This is a genomic window from Demequina maris, assembly GCF_000971155.1.
In the GTDB taxonomy this organism is placed as follows: domain Bacteria; phylum Actinomycetota; class Actinomycetes; order Actinomycetales; family Demequinaceae; genus Demequina; species Demequina maris.
The window spans coordinates 82,432-107,695 of sequence record NZ_BBLX01000004.1; the positions used below are offsets into that span (position 1 = coordinate 82,432).

A 25,264-nucleotide genomic window follows, 5' to 3' on the forward strand; every position below is an offset into this window, starting at 1 on the left:
GTAGGGACACGGTCCGAGGGTCATAGACTGTGATCGGTCCCAGTACGGGCGGCCAAGGACGGCCGCCACGGTTTTGCGAGGCTCCTTCGGGGGCCGGAGGAGTGTCATGACGGCAGCGATGAGCTGGCCCCTGCTCGAGGGTCTCGCCTACGGCGGCGACTACAACCCCGAGCAGTGGCCCCGCGAGACGTGGGACGAGGACGTGCGTCTCATGCGCGAGGCCGGCGTGAACATCGTGTCCGTCGGCATCTTCTCGTGGGCCATGCTCGAGCCCGAGGAGGGCGTCTACGACTTCGCGTGGATGGACGACCTGCTCGACCTGCTCCACGCCCACGGCATCGCCGCGGACCTGGGCACGCCGTCGGTCTCGCCGCCCGCCTGGTTCTTCCACCGCTACCCGGACGCCCGCGTGACGGACAAGGACGGCACCGTCATGGGCTTCGGCTCGCGCGGCATGGCCTCCCACGCCGCTCCCGAGTACCGCGAGGCGATCGCCCGCATGGCGGGCGCGCTCGCGGAGCGCTACGGCGACCACCCGGCCGTGGTGATGTGGCACATCCACAACGAGTACGGCGTGCCCGTCGCCGAGGACTTCGGCCCGCGCGCCGTCGCCTCGTGGCGGCGCTGGCTCGAGGAGCGCTACGGCTCGCTCGACGCGCTCAACGCCGCCTGGGGCACCGCGTTCTGGGGTCAGCGCTACGGCGCATGGGAGCACGTGGTCGCCCCCGCCGCCACGCCCACCATCGTGAACCCCGCGATGAAGCTGGACTGGGCGCGGTTCACCGACGACCAGCTGCGCGAGTGCTTCGTGATCGAGCGCGATGCGATCCGCGCGCACGCGGACCAGCCCATCACCACCAACTTCATGGCCCACCAGTCGTGGAACACGGACCTGTGGAAGTGGGCCGAGCTCGTCGACGTCGTCTCCGACGACCACTACCTGTGGTCGCCCGACCCCGACGCGCACGTGGGCCTCGCGCTGTCCGCCGACCTCACCCGCTCCGTCGCCGGCGGCAAGCCGTGGATCCTCATGGAGCACTCCACGTCCGCGGTCAACTGGCAGGGCCGCAACACCGCCAAGCGCCCCGGAGAGATGCGCCGCAACGCGCTCACCCACCTCGGCCGCGGCGCCGACGCGATCATGTTCTTCCAGTGGCGCGCCTCCCGCTCCGGCGCGGAGAAGTTCCACTCGGCGATGCTCCCGCACGCCGGCGCCTCGTCCCGCGTCTTCCGCGAGGTCGTCGAGCTCGGCGGGCACCTCGAGGACGCCGCGGCGGTCCGCGGCTCGGTCGTGCAGGCCGACGTCGCGGTGCTCTACGACTGGGAGTCGCTGTGGGCCCAGGACCTCGAGTGGCGCCCCTCCGACGACGTGCAGTTCCGCGAGCGGATGCGCGCCTTCTACGAGCGCCTGTGGCGCGACGGCGTGACCGTCGACTTCGCGCACCCGGGCCAGGACCTGTCGGGCTACAAGCTCGTCGTGGCCCCCGCCTCGTACCTGCTCACCGCATCGTCCGCCGCGAACCTCACGCGCTACGTCGAGGCCGGTGGCACGCTGCTCGTGAACTTCTTCTCCGCGATCGTCGACGAGCACGACGCGGTCCACGAGGGTGGCTTCGTCGCCCCGCTCAAGGACGCGCTCGGCCTCACGGTCGAGGAGTTCCTGCCGCTGCGCGAGGGCGAGACGGCGACCGTGCGCTGGACGCGCGGCGAGCCGCTCGAGCTGCCCTCCGACGTGTGGCAGGAGGACATCGCGCTCGCGGGCGCCGAGGTGGTCGCGGAGAACGCGACCGGCCCGGGCGCCGGCATGCCCGCGATCACCCGCAACGAGCACGGGAAGGGCGTGGGCTGGTACGTCGGCACGCGCCTCGACGTGCACGCGCTCAAGGCCGTGTTCGACGCGGTCTACGCCGACGCCGGCGTCGAGGCCTCGGGGCTTCCCGAGACCCTCGAGGTCGTGACGCGTCACGGCGCTGCTGAGGACTTCGTCGTCGCCGTCAACCACGGTGACGACGCAGCTCTGCTCCCGGTGGCAGGAACCGACCTGCTGACCGGGCGCGAGACCGATGGCGAGCTCGAGGTGCCGGGAGGCGGCGTCGCCGTCGTCCGCACCGCGGGCACGACCGGAGGTGAGGAGGTCTGACCCGCGGGGAGGGACCGGGCTGCGCCGGTGCCGAACCCAGACCTGTTGGAACCAACTGAAGATCCGGGGCTCCCGACCGGGGGACCCACTCGGAAGTAACCTGTCGCAGAGACGCGATCTCACCAGAGGCGCGCAATGTGGCTCCACTCTGGAAGGAATATCCATGCGTAACACGATCGGCAAGGTCGCCGTTGTGGCGACGTCTGTCGCGCTTCTCGCCGCGTGCTCGTCGGGCACGACGACGGAGGAGGCCAGCTCCACCCCCGAGGCCTCGGCCTCCGAGACCTCGTCGGCCATCGACGCCACGGGTCTCACGCTCACCATCTGGGTCGACGAGAACCGTCAGCCCGCCGTCGAGGCCGCGGCCGCGGCGTTCGAGGAGGAGACCGGCGCGACCGTCGAGCTCGTCCAGAAGAACTTCGACGACCTCCGTGCCGACTTCCTCGCCCAGGTCCCGACCGGCGAGGGCCCGGACATCACCATCGGTGCCCACGACTGGCTGGGCGCCTTCGTCACCGACGGTGTCGTCAACACCGTCGACCTCGGCGCGAACGCCTCGAGCTTCTCGCAGGTCGCCGTGGACGCGGTCACCTACGACGGCCAGGTCTACGGCATGCCGTACTCGACCGAGGCCATCGCCCTGATCCAGAACACGGACCTCGTTGGCGAGGACGCCCCGGCGACGTGGGACGACATGATCAAGGCCGGCAAGGACTCGGGCGCCAAGTACCCGTTCTGCATCAACACGAACGGCGCGACCGGTGACGGCTACACCATGTACCCGTTCCAGACGTCGTTCGGTGCCCCGGTGTTCGTCCAGGAGGGTGGCTCGTACACCTCCGAGGTCGGCATGGGCGGCGACGCGGGCGAGGCCTTCGCCACGTGGCTCGGCGAGAACGGCGAGAAGGGCACCGGCCTGATCTCGACCACCATCGACTACGCGACCAACAACGAGCTCTTCAACTCGGGCAAGTGCGCGTTCACGGTCCAGGGCCCCTGGGCGCTCGGCGACTACGCCGACGTCAACTTCAAGGTGAACCCGGTGCCGTCGGCCGGTGGCGAGACCGCCGCGCCGTTCGTGGGCGTCCAGGCGTTCTACGTCTCGTCGCAGTCGGAGAACGCGCTCCTCGCGAACACGTTCCTCACCAACTACATCGCGACGCCGGACGCCATGCAGGCGCTCTACGACGCCGACCCGCGCCTCCCCGCGTACGAGGGTGTCGACACCTCGTCGGCCGCCTTCCCCGAGGCGATCGAGGGCTTCCAGGCCTCGGCCGACCAGGGCGTCCCGATGCCGTCCATCCCCGAGATGGGCTCCGTGTGGGACTACTGGAACGCTGCCGAGTCCAAGATCATCAAGGGTGCTGACCCGGTCAAGACCTGGAACAAGATGATCACCGACCTCACCGCGGCCCTCGAGGGCTAAGAGGTTCCACCTCGCGGGGCGGGGCGCCACACGCGTCCCGCCCCGCACCGGAGGACCCCGGCAGGGGCCGACGAGCTGATGGGAACAGGAGAGCAGATGTCCACCGACACCGAGGCGCACGCGCCGGCTCCGCACAAGGAGGCCCACGCGCGCAGCTGGCAGGGCCTGGGCTGGGGCTTCATCGTGAAGCTGCTGCTCATGATGGTGATCAACGCCCTGGGCGTCGCCGCCATCATGTCGGCCTGGAACGCGGAGGCGTGGGCGATCCTCGCCGCGCTCGTGCTGTTCCTCGTGGTCGCCGACTGGGTGTACTTCTCCAAGCGGTTCCTGCCGCTCAAGTACGTCTACCCGGGGCTCGTGTTCCTGCTCGTCTTCCAGGTGTTCGCGATGGGCTACACGGCCTACGTCGCGACCACCAACTACGGCGCCGGCCACAACGGCACGAAGCAGCAGGCCGTCGACGCCGCGCTCATCCAGGCCGAGCGCGAGGTCGAGGGCTCGGCCACCTACCCGCTCGCGGTGGTCCGCGACGGCGACACGATCGGCTTCGCCATCGGCGACGAGGGCGTGGTCAAGGTCGGCACCGAGGAGCAGCCGCTCCAGGAGGTCGGCGGCAGCCTCGACGACAGCGGCAAGCCGACGTCGGTCGACGGCTGGGAGGTCGTGCCGATCGGCGACCTGCTCTCGGACCAGGCGCTCGCCAAGGAGGTGACCGACCTCCGCGTGCCGGTCTCCGAGGACGCCAACGACGGCTCCCTGCGCACGCGAGAGGGCTCGACCGCGAAGATCTACCGCTCGTCCCTCGTGTGGGATCCCGACGCGGACACGCTCACCGACACCGACTCGGGCGTCGTGTACAGCCCGAACGACCGCGGCACCTTCGTGGGCGACGACGGTTCGAGCCTGCCCACCGGGTGGTACGTGGGCGTCGGTCTCGAGAACTTCAGCAAGGCGGTCAGCGACCCCGACTACGCCAAGCCGCTGCTGCGCATCACCGCCTGGACGTTCGCCTTCGCGTTCCTCACGGTCGCGACGAGCTTCCTGCTCGGCCTCTTCTTCGCGCTGATCTTCAACGACGATCGCGTGCGCGGCCAGAAGACGCTCCGCACGCTCTTCATCCTCCCGTACACGTTCATCTCGTTCCTGACGGCGCTCGTCTGGCGCGGCATGCTCAACGCCGAGTTCGGCATCATCAACGACTGGTTCTTCTTCGGCGCCGACATCGACTGGCTCGGCGACCCGTGGCTGGCGCGCCTCTCGGTGATCATGGTGAACCTGTGGCTGGGCTACCCCTACTGGTTCCTCATCTGCACCGGCGCGCTGCAGTCGCTGTCCTCCGAGACGATGGAGGCGGCCAAGATCGACGGCGCCGGCCGCTGGCGCCAGTTCCGATCGATCACGTTCCCGCTGCTGCTCGTCTCGACGGCGCCGCTCGCGATCGCGTCGTTCGCGTTCAACTTCAACAACTTCAACATCATCTTCATGCTCACCGACGGCGGGCCGAACTTCGACGATACGAGCGTGCCATTAGGCGCGACCGACCTCCTCATCACCGCGATCTATCAGATCTCCGGCGTGCAGGGAGGTAGAGCCGACTACGGCCTCGCGTCCGCGCTGTCCATCGTCGTGTTCGTCGTCGTGGGCATCGTCTCGGCGCTCGCCTTCCGACAGACCAAGAAGCTGGAGGAGATCTGATGGCCACCGACGCTACCGCCACCAGCAGGGACAACCGCCGCAACGCCACCCGCCGCAAGCGGTGGTGGGCCGAGGTCGGCTGGAAGTACCCGTTCGCCGCGCTGGTGATCTTCTACGCGGCCTTCCCGCTCGTGTTCGTGCTGTCCGCGTCGTTCGACGAGCGCGGCAGCCTCGCGAGCGCGTCGCAGCTGTTCGCCTCGTTCAGCCTCGTCAACTACCAGGAGCTCAACGACACGCTCTTCTGGACGTGGATGGGCAACTCCCTCGTCATCGGCGTGGCCGCGGCGGTGGGCGCGGTGCTCATGGGCGCGGCCGCCGCGTACGCGTTCTCGCGCTTCCGCTTCAAGGGCCGGCGCACGTCGCTGACGGGCCTGCTGATCCTGCAGATGTTCCCGCAGACGCTCGCGTTCGTCGCGATCTTCCTGCTGCTGATCTCCCTCGGCGAGGTGGTCCCGTCGCTGGGCATCAACTCCAAGCTCGCGCTGATCTGCGTCTACCTGGGGACCGCGCTCGGCGCGAACACGTTCCTCATGTACGGCTTCTTCAACTCCATCCCCGCGGAGATGGACGAGGCCGCGAAGATCGACGGCGCCAGCCACGCGCAGATCTTCTGGGGCATGATCATCCCGCTGGTGCGCCCGATCCTCGCGGTGGTGGGCCTGCTCGCGTTCATCTCGGCGTTCAACGACTACATCCTCGCGAGGGTGGTGCTCGTGTCGCAGGAGAACTGGACGCTCGCGATCGGCATGTACAACTGGGTGTCCGACCAGCTCACCGCGCGCTGGGGCATCTTCTCCGCCGGCGCGGTGATCGCCGCGACGCCCATCCTGGTGCTGTTCCTGTCGCTCCAGAAGCTCATCGTGGGAGGCCTCACGTCGGGATCCGTCAAGGGCTGACGGCCTTCCTTCCAGGGACGGGGTCCGCAGCGGCGCAGCGCCGCTCCGGACCCCGTTCCTGTGCCCGGGCGGGCGACGGGCGGACGATGCGCGGCCACCCCGGGGACGATGCGCCCCGCCCCGGTGCCCTGAGAGCGCGCGAGTGCACGCGTCGCCCGGTTGGAACCGGTCACAGTTGTGTCACGATCCGCGCCGAGGCCCCCGCCCGGGCGCGCCGGGCGCGTTAGGTTGGGACCGTTCACAGGGTGCGGTGGGACCGCGCTCGTCGGACAGCGGCCGTGAGGCCATCCGATTCGCAGGGGAGTCGTGCGGGACGGGGCAGGGAGGCCCCGCGACGCCACGCCGCCCGTGAGGATCCCACCCGGCACGGACCCACCCCCCGCGCCCGGACCGCCGGCTCGTGCCGGCAGATCACTGTCGATCACAGGGAAGGAATCATGAGACTCACTCTCAGGTCCACAAGCGCCGCGACCGCGGCGACCGCCATGGCGGTCTGCGGCGTCGTCGCGGTGCCAGGCGCGGCCGCCGCCGCGGATGAGCCCCTCGAGGCGGGCATCACGGTGCCGCAGGTCGAGAACCTCGCAGCGGACTTCATGAACGGCGTCGACGCGTCGTCGGTGCTGTCGCTCGAGGAGAGCGGCGTGACGTTCAAGGACTTCGACGGCCAGGAGGCCGACCTGTTCGAGGTCATGGCGGACGCGGGCGTCAACTACGCGCGCATCCGCGTGTGGAACGACCCGTACGACGGCGAGGGCCACGGCTACGGCGGCGGCACGGTCGACGTCGCGCGCGCCACCGAGATCGGCCAGCGCGCCACCGCCGCCGGCATGAGGGTGTTCGTCGACTTCCACTACGCGGACTTCTGGGCGCACCCGGGCCAGCAGCCCGTGCCGAAGGCCTGGGACGGGATGACCGCCGCCGAGAAGGCCGACGCGCTCTACGACTTCACCGCCGACGCGCTCCAGACCATGGAGGACGCGGGCGTCGACGTCGGGATGGTGCAGATCGGCAACGAGACCACCAACCTCCAGCTCTCGGGCGAGAGCTGGCCCGCGTCCGCGGCGCTGTTCCAGGCCGGCTCCCAGGCGGTGCGCGACACCGTGCCGGACGCCAAGGTCGCGGTGCACTTCACGAACCCCGAGCGGGGCACGTACCTGGGCTACGCCGCGCAGCTCGCCGAGGGCCCCGACGGCGTCGAGGGCACCGGCGACGAGATCGACTACGACGTGTTCGCCAGCTCGTACTACGCGTACTGGCACGGCACCACCGCGAACCTCACGACGCAGCTGAGCAACGTCGCGGAGACGTACGGCAAGGACGTCATCGTCGCGGAGACCTCATGGGCGCACACCCTCGAGGACGGCGACGGGTACGCCAACAACATCCGCACGGCCTACGACCAGTACTCCTCCACGGTGCAGGGTCAGGCGCTCGCGGTACGCGACGTCATCGCGGCGGTCGCGGACGTCGGCGACGCCGGCCTGGGCGTCTTCTACTGGGAGCCCGCGTGGCTGCCCGTCGGCCCCCCGGAGGAGGCCGAGCAGAACGCGCTCCTGTGGGAGGAGTTCGGCTCCGGCTGGGCGTCCTCCTACGCCGGCGAGTACTCGGCCGACGCGGCCGCCAACTACGGCGGCTCCGGCTGGGACAACCAGGCGCTGTTCGACTTCGACGGCACCCCGCTCGAGTCGCTGCGCGTGTGGGACTACGTCCGCACCGGCACCGTCGCGCCGCGCGAGGTCGACCAGATCGCGGCGCCCGACCTCACCGTGAACGACGGCGACGCGATCACCCTGCCCGCGACCGTGACCGTCAAGTACACCGACGGCACCTCCGAGGATGCGGCGGTCACCTGGACCTTCGACCAGTCCTGGGCCACGGGCGCCGGGCAGTACACCGTCCACGGCGTGACCGCGGGCGGCGATGCCGTCACGGCGACCCTCACGGTCCTCGACCCCACGGTCGACTCGACCAACTACGTGGTCAACCCGGGCTTCGAGGACGGCGTCGCGCCCTGGACGGGCACCGCCAACCTGTCGTCGACCTCCGACCCGCTGGACTCGACCCGCTCCGCGCACTTCTACACGGCCAGCGGCGGCACCCGCACGGTGATCCAGGAGATCACCGGGGTCCCCGAGGGCGACTACCGGCTGTCGGTGTACGCCCAGGGCCGCGCGAAGGTGGCGGGGGAGACCACCTACATCAGCGCATCGTCCGGCATCGCCACGGTCAACCGGGAGTTCTCGCTGGCGGGCTACAACGTCTGGCAGCACCCGGTCACCGACCTCATCCACGTCAACGCCGGCGACGCCATCACGATCTCCGCGACTGTGATCGTCACTGACGGCGCATGGGGCTCGTTCGACGACTTCGCGCTCGTCGCTGACGTCCCCGTCGCGGAGGCGGACACGTCCGCTTTGGCGGATGTCGTCGCCGAGGCCGAGGCGCTCGACCGCGGCGAGTGGTCGGCGGTGTCGATGTTCCAGGTCGACAAGTCGCTGCGCCGCGCGGGCTTCGTGCTCGGCTCCGACCAGCCGAGCCAGGCCTCTGTCGACGCGGCGGTCGCGGCGGTGCGCGCCGCGATCGACGCGCTCGAGCCCGGCGACGGCAGCATCCCGGAGCCCACGGTGCGCCCGGTGGCGCTCACGGTCACCGAGGGGGACGCCATCGAGCTCCCCGGCACCGTCACGCTCGACGCCTACGACGAGACCACCACCACGGAGCCCGTGGTGTGGAACGGCTCGCTCGCGTGGATCGACGGCCCCGGCGTCTACACCGTGACGGGCGTGACCGACGGCGGCCGCACGGCGACCGCCACCGTGACGGTGACCGCGCGGGCGCTGCTGCTCAACGGCGGCTTCGAGAAGGGCGGCGACGACGTGTCGCCGTGGAACCTCGAGGCGACCCCGTGGCCGGCGGGCGACGTCGGCACCTTCTGGGTCAACGGCGACGGCCCGCAGCACGGCAGCTACGCGCTCAACCTGTGGAACGGCACCGGCGCGGCGTTCGACGTCAGCGCAACCCAGGAGGTGAGCGGCCTCGCGGCCGGAACCTACCGGCTCTCCGGAAGCATCCGGGGCGGCGGCAGTGCCACCCTCGCGCTCACGGCGACCTCCGCGGTGGACGAGGCCTCGGCCGGCTTCACGTTCGGCGCCTGGAACGAGTGGGTGACGGCGAGCACCGAGGTGACCGTGGGCGAGGGCGGCGTCCTCACCGTCGCCTTCGCGGGCACCACGCAGCACGATGCGTGGGGCTACCTCGACGACGTCGTCCTCGAGCGGGTCGACGTGCCTGTGGCCGACACGGCCGCGCTCACGGCCGCGCTCGACCAGGCGACGGCGCTCGACCGGTCCCGCTACACCGCGGACTCGCTCGCGGCGCTTGACCTCGCGGTCGAGGCGGCGAACGTGGTCCTCGGCGCGGAGCACCCGCAGCAGTCCACGGTCGACGACGCCGCGGCGCTCGTCGAGCAGGCGCTCGCGGCGCTCGAGCTCGAGCCCGTGGCCTTCGACGCCGCACCGGTGCCGACGATCACGGGCAAGGCCAAGGCCGGCTCGCTGCTGCGCGCCCGCCTGGGCACGTGGGAGCCGACCCCCACCACGGTCACGTACCAGTGGCTGCGCAACGGCAAGCCGATCGCGGGCGAGACGCGTGCCACGTACCTGGTCCGCGGCATCGACCGGGGCAAGAACCTCAAGGTCGTGGTGACCGCGACCAAGGCGGGCCGCCTCGACACCACGGTCGTCTCCGAGCCGCTCGCGGTGCCCAAGGTGATGGCCAAGCCCGACCGCCCGTGGATCACCGGCAACCCGGCCGTCGGCTCGCGCCTGTCGGTCCCCGTCACGGGCTGGAGGCCCACGCCCGACGCGTACGCGTACCAGTGGCTGCGCAACGGCAAGCCGATCGCCGGCGCCACCGGCTCCACGTACACGGTCCGCAACGCCGACCGCGGCGCGTGGATCCGCGTCAAGGAGACGGTGTCCAAGGAGGGCTACCTGACGGACCGGGTGATCTCCCACCCGCGGTTCGTGCGGTACTTCGGCTAGCAGGCCGGTGCGCGCGCGAGGCGTCCTCGCCTCGCGCGCGCACCGCGCCCGCCGACGCCGGGCTCAGGCCTCGGGCTCGGTGAGGTAGAGGCGCAGCGACAGCGCCTCCATCGTCTGCGTGTCGCCGGGCTTCACGACCTCGGACGTGCGCTCGGCCAGCGAGTCCCACGCGCTGTCCCACGCGAGGCGCCACGGCGCGCCCTGGTCCTCGGGGATGCGCACCTCGGCCGCCGCATCGTTCCCGTTGACCACCACGAGCGCGTCGGCCTCCGCGGGCCGCGACAGGGACCGCATGAACTGGACCACGCGCGTCTCCGGGTCCTCCCACCAGTCCTCGTCCTCATGCTCGCCGTCGTGGCGGAACCACGCGGAGTCCGCGCGGTACAGCTGGTCGGTGGGGTCCTCGTCGACGCCGTCGTAGAAGCGTCCGGGGCGCAGCACGCGGTTCTCGCGCCGCAGCCGCAGCAACTCGGCGATCGACGCCTGCAGTTCCACCTGCCAGTCGTCGAGGTCCCAGTCGAACCACGAGATCTCGTTGTCCTGGCAGTACGCGTTGTTGTTGCCGCCCTGGCTGCGCCCGAACTCGTCGCCGCCCAGGATCATCGGCGTGCCCGCGGAGATGAGCAGCGTGCCCAGCATGTTGCGGATCGACCGGCGACGGGCGTGCAGGATCAGCTCGTCCTCGGTCGGGCCCTCGACGCCGTGGTTGAAGGACCGGTTGTTGTCGGTGCCGTCGCGGTTGTCCTCGCCGTTGGCCTCGTTGTGCTTGTGGTTGTAGGCCGTGAGGTCGTGCGCGGTGAAGCCGTCGTGCGCTGTGATGAAGTTGACGGATGCGATCGGGCCGCGCATGCCGTACGGCTCCGAGTGCCCGAACAGGTCGGACGAGCCCGCGATGCGCGTCGCGAGCTCGGGCGCGGTCGGGTGGTGGCGCTGGCCCGAGCTGGCGGCGCCCCACTGGAGCCAGAACGCGCGCGTGTAGTCGCGGAAGCGGTCGTTCCACTCGCCCATGGGCTGCGGGAAGTTGCCCACCTGCCAGCCGCCGAGGCCGATGTCCCACGGCTCCGCGATGAGCTTGAGGCCGCCCAGCACCGGGTCGGTGATGAGGCCCACGAGGAACGGGTGGTCGCTCGAGAAGCCCTGCATCGTGCGCCCGAGAGTGGCGGCGAGGTCGAAGCGGAAGCCGTCGACGTGCATCTCGGTCGCCCAGTAGCGCAGCGAGTCGAGGGCCATCTTGCTCACCAGCGGGTGCGAGAAGTCGAGCGTGTTGCCGGTGCCCGTGGTGTCGTCGTAGTGCTGCGGGGCGTGCGTCTGGCTGCGGTAGTAGACGCGGTTGTCGAGCCCCTTCCACGACAGCACGCGGTCCGAGCTGGAGCCCTCGCAGGTGTGGTTGTAGACCACGTCGAGGATGACCTCGAGCCCGCCCTGGTGGAGCAGGTCGACCATGCCGCAGAACTCGTCCTGGACGGCCTGCGCGCCGGCCGCGCGCGCGGCCTCGGTGGCGTACCCCGCGTGCGGCGCGAAGAAGCCGAGCGTCGAGTAGCCCCAGTACGAGTCGAGGCCGCCGTGCTCGAGGTGCGGCTCCGGCGCGAACGCGTGGACGGGCAGCAGCTCCACCGCGGTCACGCCGAGCCCGTTGAGGTACTCGATCGCGGCCGGGTGCGCGAGGCCCGCGTACGTGCCGCGCAGCTCCTCGGGGACGCCCGGCATGGTCTTGGTGAGGCCCTTGACGTGCGTCTCGTAGATGACGGTGTCCGCCCACGGCACGCGCGGATGCGGCGTCTGCCACGGTCCCGACGGCTTCTCCGTCACCACGGAGCGCGGCATCAGCGGGGCGGAGTCGGTGGCGTCCCGCGAGCTCAGCAGCGCCTTGGCGCCCGGCTCGGTCATCGGGGTGAGGCGTCCCTCGATGCCGCGCCCGTAGGGGTCGAGCAGCAGCTTGGCCGGGTTGTACCGGTGGCCCTGCTTGGGCAGCCAGGGACCCGTGGCGCGGAAGCCGTAGCGCTGGCCCACCCCGATGCCCGGCACGAACGCGTGCCAGATGCCGTTCTGGGGGCCGTGCAGCTGGATCCGGGTCTCCGCGCGGTCGTCGTCGGAGAACAGGCACAGGTGCATCGCGGTCGCGTGCGCGGCGTAGACCGCGACGATCGCCCCGCCTTCGACGAGGTGCACGCCGAGGCGGTGCGGGTCGGGCGACGGGGCGACGGTGGGGGTGGTCATGTCCATATTGTCAGGCAGGAACGCTCTCAGACCCAGGATTGCTTCCCGGGAGGGACGATGCGCGGCGCGCCCGTGCGTCGCCGTCGCGGGGGTGAGGCCGTCGGGGAGGCCCGCGGAGGAGCGATCCGGCCTCCCCGACGGCGGCTACGTGAGCCGCGTCGTGAGCTCGCCCACCCCTGGGATCGTGCTCACGAGGGTCTCGCCGGCGCGCAGGAACCGCGGCGGCGTGCGCCGGTTCCCGATGCCGGCCGGGGTGCCGGTGAAGATGAGGTCGCCGGGCAGCAGCGTCAGCACGGCGGACAGCCGCGCGACCAGCTCCGGGACGTCGTAGATCATGCGCGACGTGCGCGAGTCCTGCATCGTCTCGCCGTCGATCGCGCACGAGATCGGCAGGTCGTCGCGATCCGGAACGGAGTCGGGGGTCACGAGCCACGGACCGGTCGGGGAGAAGCCCGGGTGCGACTTCGCGAGGCTGAACTGCGGCTTCGCGCCCTCGAGCTGCGCGATGCGCTCCGACAGGTCCTGGCCGACGGTGAGGCCCGCGACGTGGTCCCACGCGTCCTCGCGGGCGATGGCGTGGCCGCCGACGCCGATCGCCACCACCATCTCCACCTCCCAGTCGACGTTCCCGGGCGGCAGCGCCACCGCCGCATCGTCCCCCGTGAGGCTCGACGCGAACTTGGTGAACGTCACGGGGAGGCTGTCCGGCGGGTAGCCGGCCTCGTCCGCGTGCTCGCGGTAGTTGACGCCGATCGCGAGGATCTGCGGCGGGCGCGGCACCGGCGGGCCGAGCCGCGCCCGGTCGAGGGGCGAGCGGCGCAGGCCCGGGCGGTCGTCCGCCAGGACCTCGTCGGCCCACGTGCGGAACGCCCGCCAATCCGCGAAGGCGGACATGGGGTCGGGGCCGAAGCGGCCGCCCGAGGCCTCGGCGACGTCGACGGACCGCTCGTCCTCGGTGACGAGGACGAGCCGTCCGGCGAGGTTCGCGATCCTCACCAGTCGACCCGCTGGGGCGCGGGCTCGCCGTACGCGTCCTGCCACGAGATCACGGGGTTGCGGAGCACGCCGATGCCCTCGATCTCGGCCTCGACCACGTCGCCGGGGTTGAGGTAGAAGTCGAACGGGTTCTTCTGCACCGCGGCGACGCCTGAGATCGTGCCCGTGGTGATGAGGTCGCCGGGGGAGTAGATCTGCGGCGAGTGGTACGCGACCAGGTGCGGCCACGTGATGCGCGTGGCGTTGGTGTTGCCCTGCTGGCGCACCTCTCCGTTGACGCGCAGCTCCATCGCCATGTTGTGCATGTCGGGGATCTCGTCCTTGGTGACGATCCACGGGCCGATCGGGCAGAACGTGTCGATGCCCTTCGAGAAGGAGAAGACGCCCGACTCCATCTCCTTGCGCTGGATGTCGCGCGCGGTGATGTCGTTGAACACCGTGAAGCCCGCGATGTAGTCCTCCGCCTCGTCGGGGCCGAAGAACTTGCCGCCCTTGCCGATGACGATGGCCAGCTCGAGCTCGTAGTCGAGCTCCTTGGTCAGGCCCTCGGGGTACACGATCGGGTCCTCGGGGCCGATGATCGCGTCGAGGTTCTGGAAGAACACGATGCCCTTGTGGACCGGGTGCGACCAGTCGACGGCCGTGAGCTCGTTGTGGTGGTCGATGAAGTTGCCCGCGGTGTGGAAGAACTTCTTGGGGCGGATGGGGGCGCGCAGCGTGACGTCCTCGTAGCGCAGGCGCTCGCCGGTCTCGCCGACCTGGCCGCCGCGCTCGAAGTACTCGCGCGTGGACGGCACGTCGAGCTCGATGACGACGCCCTCCTCGAGCTCGAGGCGGCCGACGCGGCCCTCGTCGAAGGTGATGAGCTTCATGTCTCTCCTAGGGGTGTCCGGGGTCCGCGCTCAGGCGCCGACCATGTTGAAGCCGCCGTCGGCCAGCATGTAGCCGCCGGTGAGGTGCGCCGCCTCGTCGGTCGCGAGCCACAGGCACGCGCCGGCGACGAACTCGGGCGGCGGGATGTGGCCCATGGGGGTCTGCGAGATGAGCACCTCGCGGCGGCCGCTCTTCCAGTCCTCGCGCTGGAGCAGCCGCTCCGTCTCCATGAAGCCGGGAGCGAAGGTGTTGACCCGCACCGCGGGGGCGAAGGCCTTCGCGTAGGACTTGGTGATGCCGAGGATCGCGTACTTCGCGGCGGCGTACTGGGGCGCGCGGGGCGAGCCCTTGACGACCACCGTCGAGCCGACGTTCACGATGCTGCCGTGGCCCTGCTCGAGCATGCGGGCGCCGAACTCGTGGGTCATCAGCAGCGTCCCCTTGACGTCCACGTCCACCACGGCGTCGAGCGCCTCCTGGGTGAGCTCCTTCCAGGACATCTGCTCGCTCGACACGTCGCCCACGTTGTTGACGAGCACGTCGAGGCCGCCGAAGGCCTCCCACACCTCGTCCGCCATGCGCTTGATCTGGTCCCAGCTGATGATGTCGGCCTGGACCAGGATCCCGTCGGAGCCGGCCTCGCGGATGCGCTCGAGCGTGTGCTCGGCGCCCGCGCGCGAGCTCCGGTAGTGCACCGCGACGCGCGCGCCCTCCTGCGCGGCGCGCACCGCGATCTCGGCGCCGAAGCCGGTGCCGGCGCCCGTGACGAGCACCGTCTTTCCGGCGAAGCGGGGGAAGATCTGGGTCATGGCGTCTCTCCTTCGAGGCGGGGGTCAGGCGCGCGCCGCGGCGGCGCGCTCGTGGATGAAGCGGGACATGCGGGCGAGCACGGCGATCCGGTGCGGGTCCTCGAGGCCGTTGAGGAAGCCGTGCTCCGAGCCGGCCGCGCGGGCCACCTCGACGTCGACGCCGGCCGCGGCGAGCTCCGCGGCGTAGGCCTGGCCCGAGGCGCGCAGGCGGTCGCTGTCGGCGTTGACGATCAAGGTGGGAGGCAGGCCGCGGGGGTCATGGCCCGCGGGGAACGCGTACGGGTCGTCGGGCGAGGCGCCGCCGAGGTAGTTGGCGCCGATCGCGGCGGTCGCCTCCGGGGACATGTCGAACCCGGAGGCGAGGGCCGCGATCTTGGCCGCCAGCTCGTCGTCGGGCTTCGGCAGCGTCGGGTGCAGGACCGGATAGATGAGGCACGATGCGCTGGGCACGTTCCCGCCGCGGTCCCGCAGGCGCAGGGCGGCGCCCCCGGCGAGGTTGCCTCCCGCGCTCGCGCCGCCGATCGCGACCGCGCGTGCGTGTCCGCCCAGGTCGAGCGCGTGCTCCGCCGCCCAGTCGAACGCCGCGACGGCCTGCAGTGACGCGACCGGGAACGGCGCGCGCGGGCGGCCGCTGTCGAGCGCCTTGACCAGGTCCTCGGGCGCAGGCATGCCCTCCTGCGGCGGGGGAAGCGGGATAGAGGACAGCGCATCGATCGGGGCGAGCGTGTAGTCGACGGAGACCACGGACGTGCCGTGCTCGGCGAGGTGGCGCGCGGTGCCATCCGCCTCGGGCACGTCGAGGTCGCCGAAGATGAAGGCGCCGCCGTGGAGCCAGACCATGATCGTGCCGTCGGGACGCGCCGCGGGGTAGACCCGGATGCCGAATCCGTGGCCTCCCGCCCGGAGCGCGATGTCCTCGGTGGCGATCGTGATCATCGTTGATCCCGCTTTCATTGACCAAAAAGCATTTTTAATGGTTGAATCTACGGCGGGACCGATGCGGCGTCAACCGCGACCCGCCGGCCCTGTCGATCGACACAGGGAGGTGCCGATGGCTCGGCTGCAGGGGCTGCCCCCGGAGTCGCTCGACCCGGACGGCCGCGCGCTCTACGACGCGATCGCGGGCGGTCCGCGCGCCGCCGGCCCGCAGCACTTCGCGCTCACCCGTCCCGATGGATCCCTGCGCGGGCCCTTCAACGCGATGCTGCTCGCGCCCGGCCTCGGAGGCGCGCTGCAGGACCTCGGCGCGGCGATCCGCTACCGCGGCTCGCTCACGGACCGGTGCCGCGAGATCGCGATCCTGCTGGTCGCGGAGCGCTGGGACAGCGACTTCGAGCGCGAGGCGCACGAGGCCGTGGGCCGCGCGGCGGGCCTGTCCGACGATGAGCTCGCCGCGCTGCGCCGCGAGGATGCCGCGGTCTTCGGCGGGGACGAGGCTGCCGTGGTGCGCGCGACGGTCGCGCTGCTCGACGGCGACCTCGACGACGAGGCGTGGGCCGAGGCCGAGGAGGCGCTCGGCGCCGCGGGGGTCTTCGAGCTCTCGACCCTCGTGGGCTACTACGCGACGCTCGCGCTGCAGCTGAGGATCTTCCGCGTCGGCGGGTGACGCGGTCCCATACCGGACGAAGGGGTTAGGTTTCACACTATGAAAGCTGATGTCGAGGCCAAGGCGGGCAGCCGCTACCGCATCGAGGCGCTCGCGAAGGGGCTGGACGTGCTGCGCCTCTTCGACGAGACCGTGACCGAGCTCAAGCTGCGCGACATCAGCGACCGCACGGGCATCCCCATGCCCACCGCGTTCCGCGTGGTCGCGACGCTCGAGGAGGGAGGCTTCGTCGAGCGCTCGGAGGACGGCACCATCCGGCCGGGCGTCGCCGTGCTGACGCTCGGCTCGGCGGCGCTGCGCGGCTCGAGCCTCGTGCAGGTGAGCGAGCAGCCCCTGCGCCGTCTCGCGGAGGCCACGGGGGAGACCGTCAACATGGGCGTGCTCGTCGGCGACGAGGTGCTCTACCTGGTGCGGCTGCGCAACTCCGACCTGGTCACCGCGAACGTCCAGGTGGGCTCGACGCTGCCCGCGCCCGTCACCTCGATGGGCAAGCTGCTGCTGGCCTACCTGCCCGAGCAGGAGCGCCGGGACGTCCTCGCCGGCTACGACTTCTCGCGCGCGGTGGGCCCCAACGCGGCGCGCTCCGCCGCCGAGCTCGAGCCCGCGCTCGCGGCGATCCGGGACGACGGCTTCGCGCTCCAGGACCAGGAGGTCGCGGCGGGGCTGCGCTCGGTCTCGGTCCCGGTGCTCGGGCGTGACGGCAGCCCCGCGGCCGCGATCAACATCGCCGTCGCGGCCAACCGCCACGACGTCGAGGAGCTGCGCGGTTCGCTGCTCGAGGCGCTCCGCGCGACCGCGGACGACATCTCGCTGCGGCTGCGGGCGCTCTAGGCCGCTCACGACGTCACGCGGCGCGCGAAGGCGATCGCGGCGTCGAGGATCGCCTCCCGGTCGACCTCGCCCTGCCACAGGTGCCCCGCGCCGGGCACGAGCGTGAGCTCCGCGTCGGCCCCGGCCGCCAGCAGCGCCTGCGCCATCGCGACGCTCTGCGAGGGCGGCACGGCGCCGTCCGACGTGCCGTGCGCGATGTGGAACGGCGGCGCCCCCGGCGCGACCCGCCACACGGGGCTCGCCTCGTGCGCGCGGTCGACGTCCGCGCCCACCGCGTGTCCCAGCCAGCCCGCCTCCCGCAGGCCCGGGTCGTCGAGGGCGTCCTGGCCCTCGGCGAGCGTCACCAGGTCCGCCGGGCCGTACCAGTCCACGACCCCGCGCACTCCGGCCCGCGCATCGTCCGGACCCAGGGCGACGAGCGCGGCCAGCGTGGCGCCGGCCGACTCGCCCCACAGGACGATGCGGGAGGCGTCGATGCCGAGCTCCTCACCGTGCTCGCGCAGCCAGGCGAGGGCCGCGGCGAGGTCGTCCACCTGGGCGGGGAAGCAGGCCTCGCCGCTGAGGCGGTAGTCGACCGACGCGACGGTCAGTCCGGCGGCGGCGATCCGCGCGAAGGGCGCGTCGCCCGGCATGGTCGGGGTCATGTCGCGGCGGCTGCCGACGCGCCAGCCGCCGCCGTGGACGAACACCACGACCGGCGCGCCTGCGGCCGGCGCCCGGTGGAGGTCGAGGCTCAGGGGGCGGAACCCGACCGGCTCCGCGAACACGAGGTCGCGGAGCACGGCCGGGGCCGCGGGGTCAGCCGTCACGGCCGCCGCGAGCTCAGTCGTCAAGGAAGTTGTAGTCGGGGCGGAAGACCGTGCCGTAGATCTCGCCGGCGGCCTTCATCTGGTCGAAGGACGGGATGTAGAACTCCTCGGGCGTGGGGATGCCCGGCTTGTCCGTGGGGCGGCCGATGCCGTGGAAGAAGCGCGCGAAGCCCGCGGAGCTCACGCCCATGATCTTCGAGGTGGCCTCCATGCGGAACGCGTGGATCGTGCCCTTGGGGACGTAGCCGAAGCCGCCGGTGGTGAGGACCTTGTCGTCCTTGAAGCCCTGCTCGTCGTCCATCCAGAGGTGGACGGCGCCCTCCATGATGAAGAAGATCTCGTGGGTGAAGGGGTGGATGTGGGCCGGGATGATGTCGCCCGCGTTGCCCTCGCAGCTGAAGACGTCGTACTGGCCGTCGGTCTCGTCGCCGGTGAGCAGGATGGTGAAGAGGGTGTCGAAGACGACGGACTTCTCGCCCTCGCCATCGTCCAGGTAGAACGGCTTGGGCTCTCCGGGCAGGATCCCTGCGTGTAGCGGCGCCAGGGCCGGGGTCTCGTTCGGGGACATCGAGCCAACCTCCTTGTTGGTCCGCGGCCGACCTCGTCGTCGGGCCGCTGGGCACCAGCATCCGGGACGAAGGTCCCGGCGGGGAAGTTCGAGATCCCTACGTTTCGTTAGGCGTCGCCTATGGACGAGGCGCCGCGGCGCCGCCGTCGGCGGTCGCTCGGGCGCGCCGGGCCTCTGCCTGGGCGATCTCCGCGAAGGCCGCCACCGTCGGCTCCCGCCGGCGCCGCGTGCACAGCAGGATGGTCGCCGGCTCGATGTCGTCGATGGGCACGAACGCGAGGTCGGCGCGCGGATAGTGAGCCGCCGCGGAGGCGGCCGCGATGTTGACCCCCATGCCTGCCGACACCAGCTCGAGCAGCCCCTCGATGTCGTCGGCGCGGGGGCCCAGGCGCGGGTGCGAGCCGTCGGGCCGCGGGTCGACGGTCCACCATGCGATCGCGTCGGCATGGTCGCCGGAGACCGCGACGAAGGTCTCGTCGCGCACCTCGTCGATCGAGATGGAGGCGCGCCCCGCGAGCGGGTGGTCGGCGCGCATGATGAGCACGCGCGGCTCGGTCCACAGCGGCGCGGTGGCGAGAACGTCCTGGTCGTGCGGGAGCGGTGCGGGGGCGAGCACGGCGTCCACGCGTCGCGAGAGCAGCTCCCGCTCGACGTCGAAGAAGCCGACGCGCCTCATCTCGAGCCGCAGGTGGGGGATCTCGGCGACCGCGGTCATGATCGCCGCGGTGAGGGGGCCGGCGCCCGCCGCGACGACGCCGAGGCGGAGCGTCGTCTCGGCCGGCGTGCGCTGCTCGGCGATCCACGCGGTGAGGTCGTCGTGCGCGTCGAGCACCCGCGTCGCGTGGGGCAGCATCTCCGCGCCCAGCGGCGTGAGCGTCACGGAGCGCGAGGTGCGCTCGAACAGCAGCCCGCCCACGGTGCGCTCGAGCCCGGCGATCTGCTGGCTCAGCGACGGGGAGGAGATGGACAGGCGCTCGGCGGCCCGGCCGAAGTGCAGCTCCTGCGCGAGCACGCTGAAGTAGCGCAGCGTGGGGACCGAGACGTCCACCGACCACCTCCGGGGCGAGCGGGGCCTCGTCGCCCCGATCGTGAGGCACAGCCTAACCGTGGCGACGCGGCCGAGGCCAGGGTTCCGCACATGCCGTGCGGGCCCCGGCCTCGTGACGGCGGGCGTCAGACCGCGGCGAGCGCCGCGTCCAGCTCCTCCAGGGTGTGCGGCGGGACGCCGAACAGCACGTCCTGCAGCGCGCTGCCCTCGGTCCACGAGGTGCGCGCCGCGAAGCCGGCCGCGTAGCCCTCGCTGAACCCGCGCAGCGTCGCCATGAGCACCGCGAAGGCCTCCGGGTCGTCCGCGATCGCCGCCAGCGGCGTGGCGAGCGAGTACGGTCCGGCAGGCGCCGCCGGGGCGGGAAGCGTGCCGCGGAAGGCGTGCGCGCCGGACCCGACCTCGACCGGCGCGTCGCCCCACGGCAGCACGACCGTCGCGGTCGCGTTCGGCGGCACGACCGCCTCGACGACGACCTCGTCGCCCTCGCGCCGCCACGCGGACGATGCGGTGCCGAGCGGCGTCTCCTGGGTCGAGGACGCGTGGTCGAATCCCGCGACGGGCGTGGGCGCGATCGTGAGGCGCGCGCCGCCGGGCGTCGCGAGCGACAGGCCCGCGAGCGACCGGTGGAGCCAGTCCGCCACGGCGCCGAGCGCGTAGTGGTTGAAGCTCGTCATCTCGCCCGGGTTGATCGAGCCGTCCGGGAGCATCGAGTCCCACCGCTCCCAGATCGTGGTGGCGCCCAGCGTGACGGGGTAGAGCCACGACGGGCAGTCGGTCTGGAGCAGCAGGCGCGCGGCGGCGTCGGCGTGGCCGGTCGCGGCGAGCGCGCCCAGGATCAGCGGCGTGCCGACGAAGCCCGTGCTGATCCGGTAGCGCGTGGCGCGGACCCGCTCGGCGAGGCGCGCGCCCAGCGCGTCCCGCAGCCCGGGGTCGGTGACGAGGTCGAAGCCGATCGCCAGCGCGTACGCGGTGGGCGCGTCGGACATCATGCGCCCGGCGGGGGTGACGTATGCGGCGCGGAAGGCCGCGGCGACCTCCTCCGCGTGGAGCGCGTAGGCGGCGGCCGTCGCATCGTCCCCGAGCACGGCGGCGGCCTGCGAGACGATGCGCGCGGAGCGGGCGACGTACGCGGTCGCGACGATGTCGCGCGACACCTTGGCGGCGCCGGGCTGGTCGGCCGGGGCGTCGGGGTCGAGCCAGTCGCCGAACTGCATCGAGCCCTCCCACAGGCGCCTCTCGCCGGCCTGGGCGAGCAGGACGTCGGCCCACGCGCGCATGCTCGGCAGCTGGTCCGCGAGGACCTCGCGGTCGCCGTAGCGGCGGTAGAGCTCCCACGGGACCACGGTGGCGGCGTCGCCCCACGCGGCGGCGGGGCGCGCGTGGCCGCGGAGCGCGTCGGGCACCACCATCGGCACGACGCCGGCGTGCGCCTCCTGCTCGCGCGCGAGGTCGACGAGCCAGTCCGCGAGGAACGCGTCGCAGTCGTGCAGCGTCGCGGCGGTGGGGGAGAACACCTGGATGTCGCCGGTCCAGCCGAGGCGCTCGTCGCGCTGCGGGCAGTCCGTGGGGACGGACAGGAAGTTGCCGCGCATGCCCCACACGACGTTCTCATGCAGGCGGTTCACCAGCGGGTGCGAGCTGTCGAAGCGGGCGGTGCGGGCCATGTCGCTGTGGAGCACCCGCGCGGTGAACGCCGCCGGGTCGAGCTCGCCGGGCCAGCCCGTCACCTCGACGTAGCGGAAGCCGTGGAACGTGAACTCGGGCTCGAGCGCCTCGGCGCCCGTGCCGGCGAGCGTGAACGTGTCGGTCTGGACCGCGGCGCGCAGCGGCCGCATGCCCATCTCGCCGTGCTCGAGGACCTCGGCGTGACGCAGCGTGATCACGGCGCCCGCGGGGCCGTCGACGATCGCCCGGACCCGGCCGACGAGGTTCTGGCCGAAGTCGAGCACCGTGGCGCCCGACGGGGTGGTGATCACCTCGACGACGGCGACCTCCTCGGTGACCCGCACCGGGGGAGCGAGGCGCGGCTCGGGCGCGAGGGCGACCTCCTCGACCGCGACGGGCGCCCAGCCGTCGGTCGCGATGCCGGGCTCATCCCAGCCCTCGACCGCACGTCGCAGGTCGACCGTCTCGCCCGCGTAGATGCTCGACTCCGTGATGGGGCCGTCGCCGCGCGCGAGCCAGTCGGGCCCGGTGGCGACGGTGCGCTCGGTACCGTCGGCGAAGCGCATCCACAGCTGCGCCGCGTAGGACGGCTGCTCGCCGTACACGCGCTGCGGGCGGCCGAAGAAGCCGTAGCCCTCGGTGCGCCACGCCCCGGCGAGCACGACGCCGATCGTGTTCGCGCCCGCGCGGAGCAGGCCGGTCACGTCGGTGCTGTCGAGCTGGATCCGCTTGTCGTACGCGCTCCAGCCGGGGGCGAGCACGCGGTCGTCGGTGCGCGTCCCGTTGATGCTGGTCGCGTGGGCGCCGATCGCGCTCGCGAAGAGCACGGCCTCGACGGGGGCCTCGGGCAGGTCGAAGGCGTGGCGCAGCAGCGCCGGCTGGGCCACGCGATCGGGATCCGCGAGGCCGACGAACGCGGCCTCCCACGCGCCCGCGCCGAGGAAGCCCGCGCGCACCTCGAGCGGGGCGCTCCACCCGGTCTCGACCCCCGTGGACGATGCGACGCGCACCGTGAGCGTGCGCCGCTCGCCCGGGGCGAGCGGCGCGAAGGGCCAGGCCACCGCGACGGCGTCGGAGCCCACGAGGCGGTGCACCGCGCCGGTGCCGTCGGCGAGCTCGGCCCAGGCCTGGATCCAGCCGGGCGCGTCGGTCGTGACGCGCCAGCCGAGGGTGGGCGTCGCGGTGGTCGCGACGCCGTCCGGGTGGCGGGTGAGGCGGAGGGAGGCGGTGGGCTGCATGGTGCTCCTCGGGCGGCGCGCGGAAGCGCCGTCAATTTCTTATGGGTGAAAGATGCGGGGTGGTTCAGGCGCCGCGGACGGGTGCCTCGTCGAGCCGCGCGAGCGGTACGGTGAGGTAGTTCTCGAAGTTGCCGCGCACGATGGTCTCCATGTCGACCTCGACGCCCTGCAGCCACAGCAGCTGCAGGCCCTCCGCCATCGCCGTGGTCTCGATCGCCGCGGTGCGCGGGTCGACACCCTCGCGCAGGAGCCCGCGGTCCCGGATCTCCTCGAACGCGCGGGTCGTGCCCTCGACGACGAACCCGAAACGCCGCGAGATGTACGCGTGGGCCGGATGGTCCGGTGCGGAGGACTCGGCGGCGAGGATCGAATAGAGGCGAATCAGCCCTGGTACGGCCTTGTTTCGCCGCGCGATCTCCAGGAGTCCGCGCAGGAACTCGACGTCGTGGCGTCCGGACAGGATGTCGAGCGCGAGCTGGTCGCGGCGCTCCATCACCGCCTCGAGCAACGCGAGCTTGGACCCGAAGTGGTGCAGCAGCCCGGGCTGCGTCATCCCGACCGTGCGGGCGATCTCGTTGACCGATGCGGCCGTGTACCCCTGGCGCGAGAACACGTCGAAGGCGGCGTCGAGGATCTCCTCCCGACGCTTCGCCGACTTCCTGTAGGCGCCCCGTTGCGTTGCCATGAAGCGAGGTTATCAGGTCGTGATCTGAAATTCTTGCACCCTTAAGAAATTGCGTGCTAGCGTCACCACCACGTCGCCGATGACGTCACCTCAAGGAGGAAAGCAACGATGCTTCGCACTACACGGCTCGCCGCACTGGCAGGTGCCGCCGCCATCACCCTCACCGCCTGCTCGTCCACGGGCGCCGACGACTCCCCCAGCGCGGGCGCGAGCGGCGACTCGGCCGGCGCCGTCGTCGAGGGCGGGGATCTCCGCTACGGCTCGGTCGTCGACATCTCGACCTGGATCGCCGCGGACGCGGCCTGGGGCAACGAGGCCACCTACTACATGGCGGTCTACGACAGCCTGCTCCGGACGTCCGCGACGAACGAGATCGAGCCGGGTCTCGCCGAGGCGTGGGAGTACAACGACGACCTCACCGAGCTCACCCTCGACATCCGCGACGGCGTGACGTTCACCGACGGCACCGCGCTCGACGCGCAGGTCGTCGTCGACAACCTCAACCGCTTCCGCGAGGGCGCCTCGCCCGACCGCGGCCTTCTCGACGCGGTCGCCGACGTCACCGCGGCGGACGAGGACACGGTCGTCATCACGCTCTCCGCGCCCGACCCGGCGCTCGAGATCAACCTCAGCCTGCAGGCCGGCCTCATCGCCTCGCCCTCGACGTTCGACGCCGAGGACGCGCAGACCACCCCGGTCGGCACGGGCCCGTACGTGCTCGACACGGCCGCGTCGACGATCGGCGCGACCTACGTGTTCACGCCGAACGAGGACTACTGGGCCCCCGAGGACCAGCACTTCGACTCGCTCACCATCAACTACTACGCGGACGCCTCGGCGCTGCTCAACGCGCTGCGCGACAACCAGGTGGACGTGGCGAACCTCAACTCGGTCACGCAGATCCCGGACGCCGAGTCCGCCGGCTACACCATCAACTCGGAGCCGGTGAACTGGAAGGGCATCATCCTCGCGGACCGCTGGGGCATGAACAACGAGGCGCTCGGCGACGTCCGGGTGCGCCAGGCGATCAACTACGCGCTCGACCGCGAGGGCCTGCTCCAGGGCCTCGAGGCCGGCTACGGCGAGGTCACCACGCAGATCTTCAACACCGAGGGCGACGCGTTCGACGCCGCGCTCGACGACGCCTACCCGTACGACCCCGAGAAGGCGAAGGCGCTGCTCGCCGAGGCCGGCTACGCCGACGGCGTCACCATCGTGATGCCGCAGACGGGCTTCGTCCCCGCCTCGGAGTACGAGCTCATCGCGGGCGTGCTGGCCGAGTCGAACATCTTCATCGAGTACGAGCAGGCCGGTGAGAGCTTCTTCGGCGACCTGCTGGGCGGCACCTGGTCGGCCTTCAACTTCGGCCTCAACCAGGAGCCCCTCGCGTGGCAGACCTACAACCAGGCGATCGCGCCCGGGGCCGCGTGGAACGTCTTCCACCAGGCCGACGAGACGGTCGAGGGCCTCGCGGCCCGCATCCGCCTCGGCGGTGAGGACGGCGCCGCGGCCGCGCAGGAGCTCAACGCCTACATGGTCGAGGAGGCGTGGTTCGCCCCCTTCTACCGCGTGCTCGGCGTGATCGTCACCGCGGACGGCTTCGCCGTGACGAACAAGTCCGGCCAGGCCGTGGCCAACCTCTGGGACATCACCCCCGCGTAACCGGAACGCCGGTGGGGGCGGGCACGCCCGCCCCCACCGGCCTCCACCCCCCTCGGA

The 25,264-nt window shown here is 71.8% G+C and carries 18 protein-coding genes; 8 read left to right on the forward strand and 10 right to left on the reverse strand.

Annotated features, from left to right (window positions below; genetic code table 11):
• Positions 1 to 106 precede the first annotated feature (106 nt).
• From AOM02_RS06135 to AOM02_RS06155, 5 genes are all read left to right on the forward strand, one after another.
• Positions 107 to 2,140, forward strand: a complete 2,034-nt coding sequence (locus tag AOM02_RS06135) for a beta-galactosidase (RefSeq protein ID WP_062297772.1) — start codon at positions 107 to 109, stop codon at positions 2,138 to 2,140.
• Positions 2,141 to 2,303: 163 nt separating this feature from the next.
• Positions 2,304 to 3,566, forward strand: coding sequence for a sugar ABC transporter substrate-binding protein (locus AOM02_RS06140; protein ID WP_062297774.1), 1,263 nt, complete (start codon positions 2,304 to 2,306; stop codon positions 3,564 to 3,566).
• A gap of 96 nt (positions 3,567 to 3,662) precedes the next feature.
• Entirely contained in the window at positions 3,663 to 5,261 is a 1,599-nt protein-coding gene (locus AOM02_RS06145; protein WP_062297776.1) for an ABC transporter permease subunit, read from the forward strand.
• Complete coding sequence (locus AOM02_RS06150; RefSeq protein ID WP_062297778.1) at positions 5,261 to 6,157, forward strand: sugar ABC transporter permease; 897 nt, start codon at positions 5,261 to 5,263, stop codon at positions 6,155 to 6,157. Before AOM02_RS06145 ends, AOM02_RS06150 begins: the two co-directional genes overlap by 1 nt.
• A 437-nt stretch (positions 6,158 to 6,594) precedes the next feature.
• A complete protein-coding gene (locus tag AOM02_RS06155; RefSeq protein WP_082104918.1) occupies positions 6,595 to 10,200 on the forward strand; it encodes a glycosyl hydrolase 53 family protein in 3,606 nt (1,201 codons plus the stop codon).
• Between the two features lie 63 nt (positions 10,201 to 10,263).
• Here the strand turns inward: AOM02_RS06155 and glgX are convergent, their stop codons facing one another.
• The 5 genes from glgX to AOM02_RS06180 form a co-directional block, all read right to left on the reverse strand.
• Entirely contained in the window at positions 10,264 to 12,417 is a 2,154-nt protein-coding gene (gene glgX, locus AOM02_RS06160) for a glycogen debranching protein GlgX (protein WP_062298139.1), read from the reverse strand.
• 144 nt (positions 12,418 to 12,561) lie between these two features.
• Positions 12,562 to 13,413 (reverse strand): fumarylacetoacetate hydrolase family protein, encoded by an 852-nt coding sequence (locus tag AOM02_RS06165; RefSeq protein WP_062297782.1) that lies wholly within the window; start codon positions 13,411 to 13,413, stop codon positions 12,562 to 12,564.
• Positions 13,410 to 14,285 (reverse strand): fumarylacetoacetate hydrolase family protein, encoded by an 876-nt coding sequence (locus AOM02_RS06170; RefSeq protein WP_062297785.1) that lies wholly within the window; start codon positions 14,283 to 14,285, stop codon positions 13,410 to 13,412. Before AOM02_RS06170 ends, AOM02_RS06165 begins: the two co-directional genes overlap by 4 nt.
• Before the next feature lie 30 nt (positions 14,286 to 14,315).
• Positions 14,316 to 15,095, reverse strand: coding sequence for an SDR family NAD(P)-dependent oxidoreductase (locus AOM02_RS06175; RefSeq protein ID WP_062297787.1), 780 nt, complete (start codon positions 15,093 to 15,095; stop codon positions 14,316 to 14,318).
• A 24-nt stretch (positions 15,096 to 15,119) separates the two neighbouring features.
• Complete coding sequence (locus AOM02_RS06180) at positions 15,120 to 16,031, reverse strand: alpha/beta hydrolase fold domain-containing protein (RefSeq protein ID WP_062297790.1); 912 nt, start codon at positions 16,029 to 16,031, stop codon at positions 15,120 to 15,122.
• 115 nt (positions 16,032 to 16,146) lie between these two features.
• On the opposite strand from AOM02_RS06180, the gene AOM02_RS06185 reads away from it, so the two are divergent.
• Positions 16,147 to 16,701 (forward strand): carboxymuconolactone decarboxylase family protein, encoded by a 555-nt coding sequence (locus AOM02_RS06185; protein ID WP_062297792.1) that lies wholly within the window; start codon positions 16,147 to 16,149, stop codon positions 16,699 to 16,701.
• Between the two features lie 39 nt (positions 16,702 to 16,740).
• Positions 16,741 to 17,532, forward strand: coding sequence for an IclR family transcriptional regulator (locus AOM02_RS06190; RefSeq protein WP_062297794.1), 792 nt, complete (start codon positions 16,741 to 16,743; stop codon positions 17,530 to 17,532).
• 5 nt (positions 17,533 to 17,537) lie between these two features.
• Here the strand turns inward: AOM02_RS06190 and AOM02_RS06195 are convergent, their stop codons facing one another.
• The 5 genes from AOM02_RS06195 to AOM02_RS06215 form a co-directional block, all read right to left on the reverse strand.
• The gene (locus AOM02_RS06195; RefSeq protein ID WP_228373785.1) at positions 17,538 to 18,365 is read right to left on the reverse strand and encodes an alpha/beta hydrolase; all 828 of its coding nucleotides are present in this window, start codon (positions 18,363 to 18,365) and stop codon (positions 17,538 to 17,540) included.
• Positions 18,355 to 18,909 (reverse strand): quercetin 2,3-dioxygenase, encoded by a 555-nt coding sequence (locus tag AOM02_RS06200; RefSeq protein WP_062297798.1) that lies wholly within the window; start codon positions 18,907 to 18,909, stop codon positions 18,355 to 18,357. Before AOM02_RS06200 ends, AOM02_RS06195 begins: the two co-directional genes overlap by 11 nt.
• Before the next feature lie 118 nt (positions 18,910 to 19,027).
• Positions 19,028 to 19,957 carry a LysR family transcriptional regulator gene (locus AOM02_RS06205; RefSeq protein WP_062297800.1) on the reverse strand — a complete coding sequence of 310 codons (930 nt, stop codon included), beginning with the start codon at positions 19,955 to 19,957 and terminating at the stop codon, positions 19,028 to 19,030.
• Between the two features lie 125 nt (positions 19,958 to 20,082).
• The gene (locus tag AOM02_RS06210) at positions 20,083 to 22,860 is read right to left on the reverse strand and encodes an alpha-L-rhamnosidase (protein WP_062297802.1); all 2,778 of its coding nucleotides are present in this window, start codon (positions 22,858 to 22,860) and stop codon (positions 20,083 to 20,085) included.
• Between the two features lie 64 nt (positions 22,861 to 22,924).
• Complete coding sequence (locus tag AOM02_RS06215) at positions 22,925 to 23,545, reverse strand: TetR/AcrR family transcriptional regulator (protein WP_062297805.1); 621 nt, start codon at positions 23,543 to 23,545, stop codon at positions 22,925 to 22,927.
• Between the two features lie 108 nt (positions 23,546 to 23,653).
• Here AOM02_RS06215 and AOM02_RS06220 point away from each other — a divergent pair, with 108 nt between their 5' ends.
• Positions 23,654 to 25,207, forward strand: a complete 1,554-nt coding sequence (locus tag AOM02_RS06220) for an ABC transporter substrate-binding protein (RefSeq protein WP_062297808.1) — start codon at positions 23,654 to 23,656, stop codon at positions 25,205 to 25,207.
• The last annotated feature ends 57 nt before the right edge of the window (positions 25,208 to 25,264 follow it).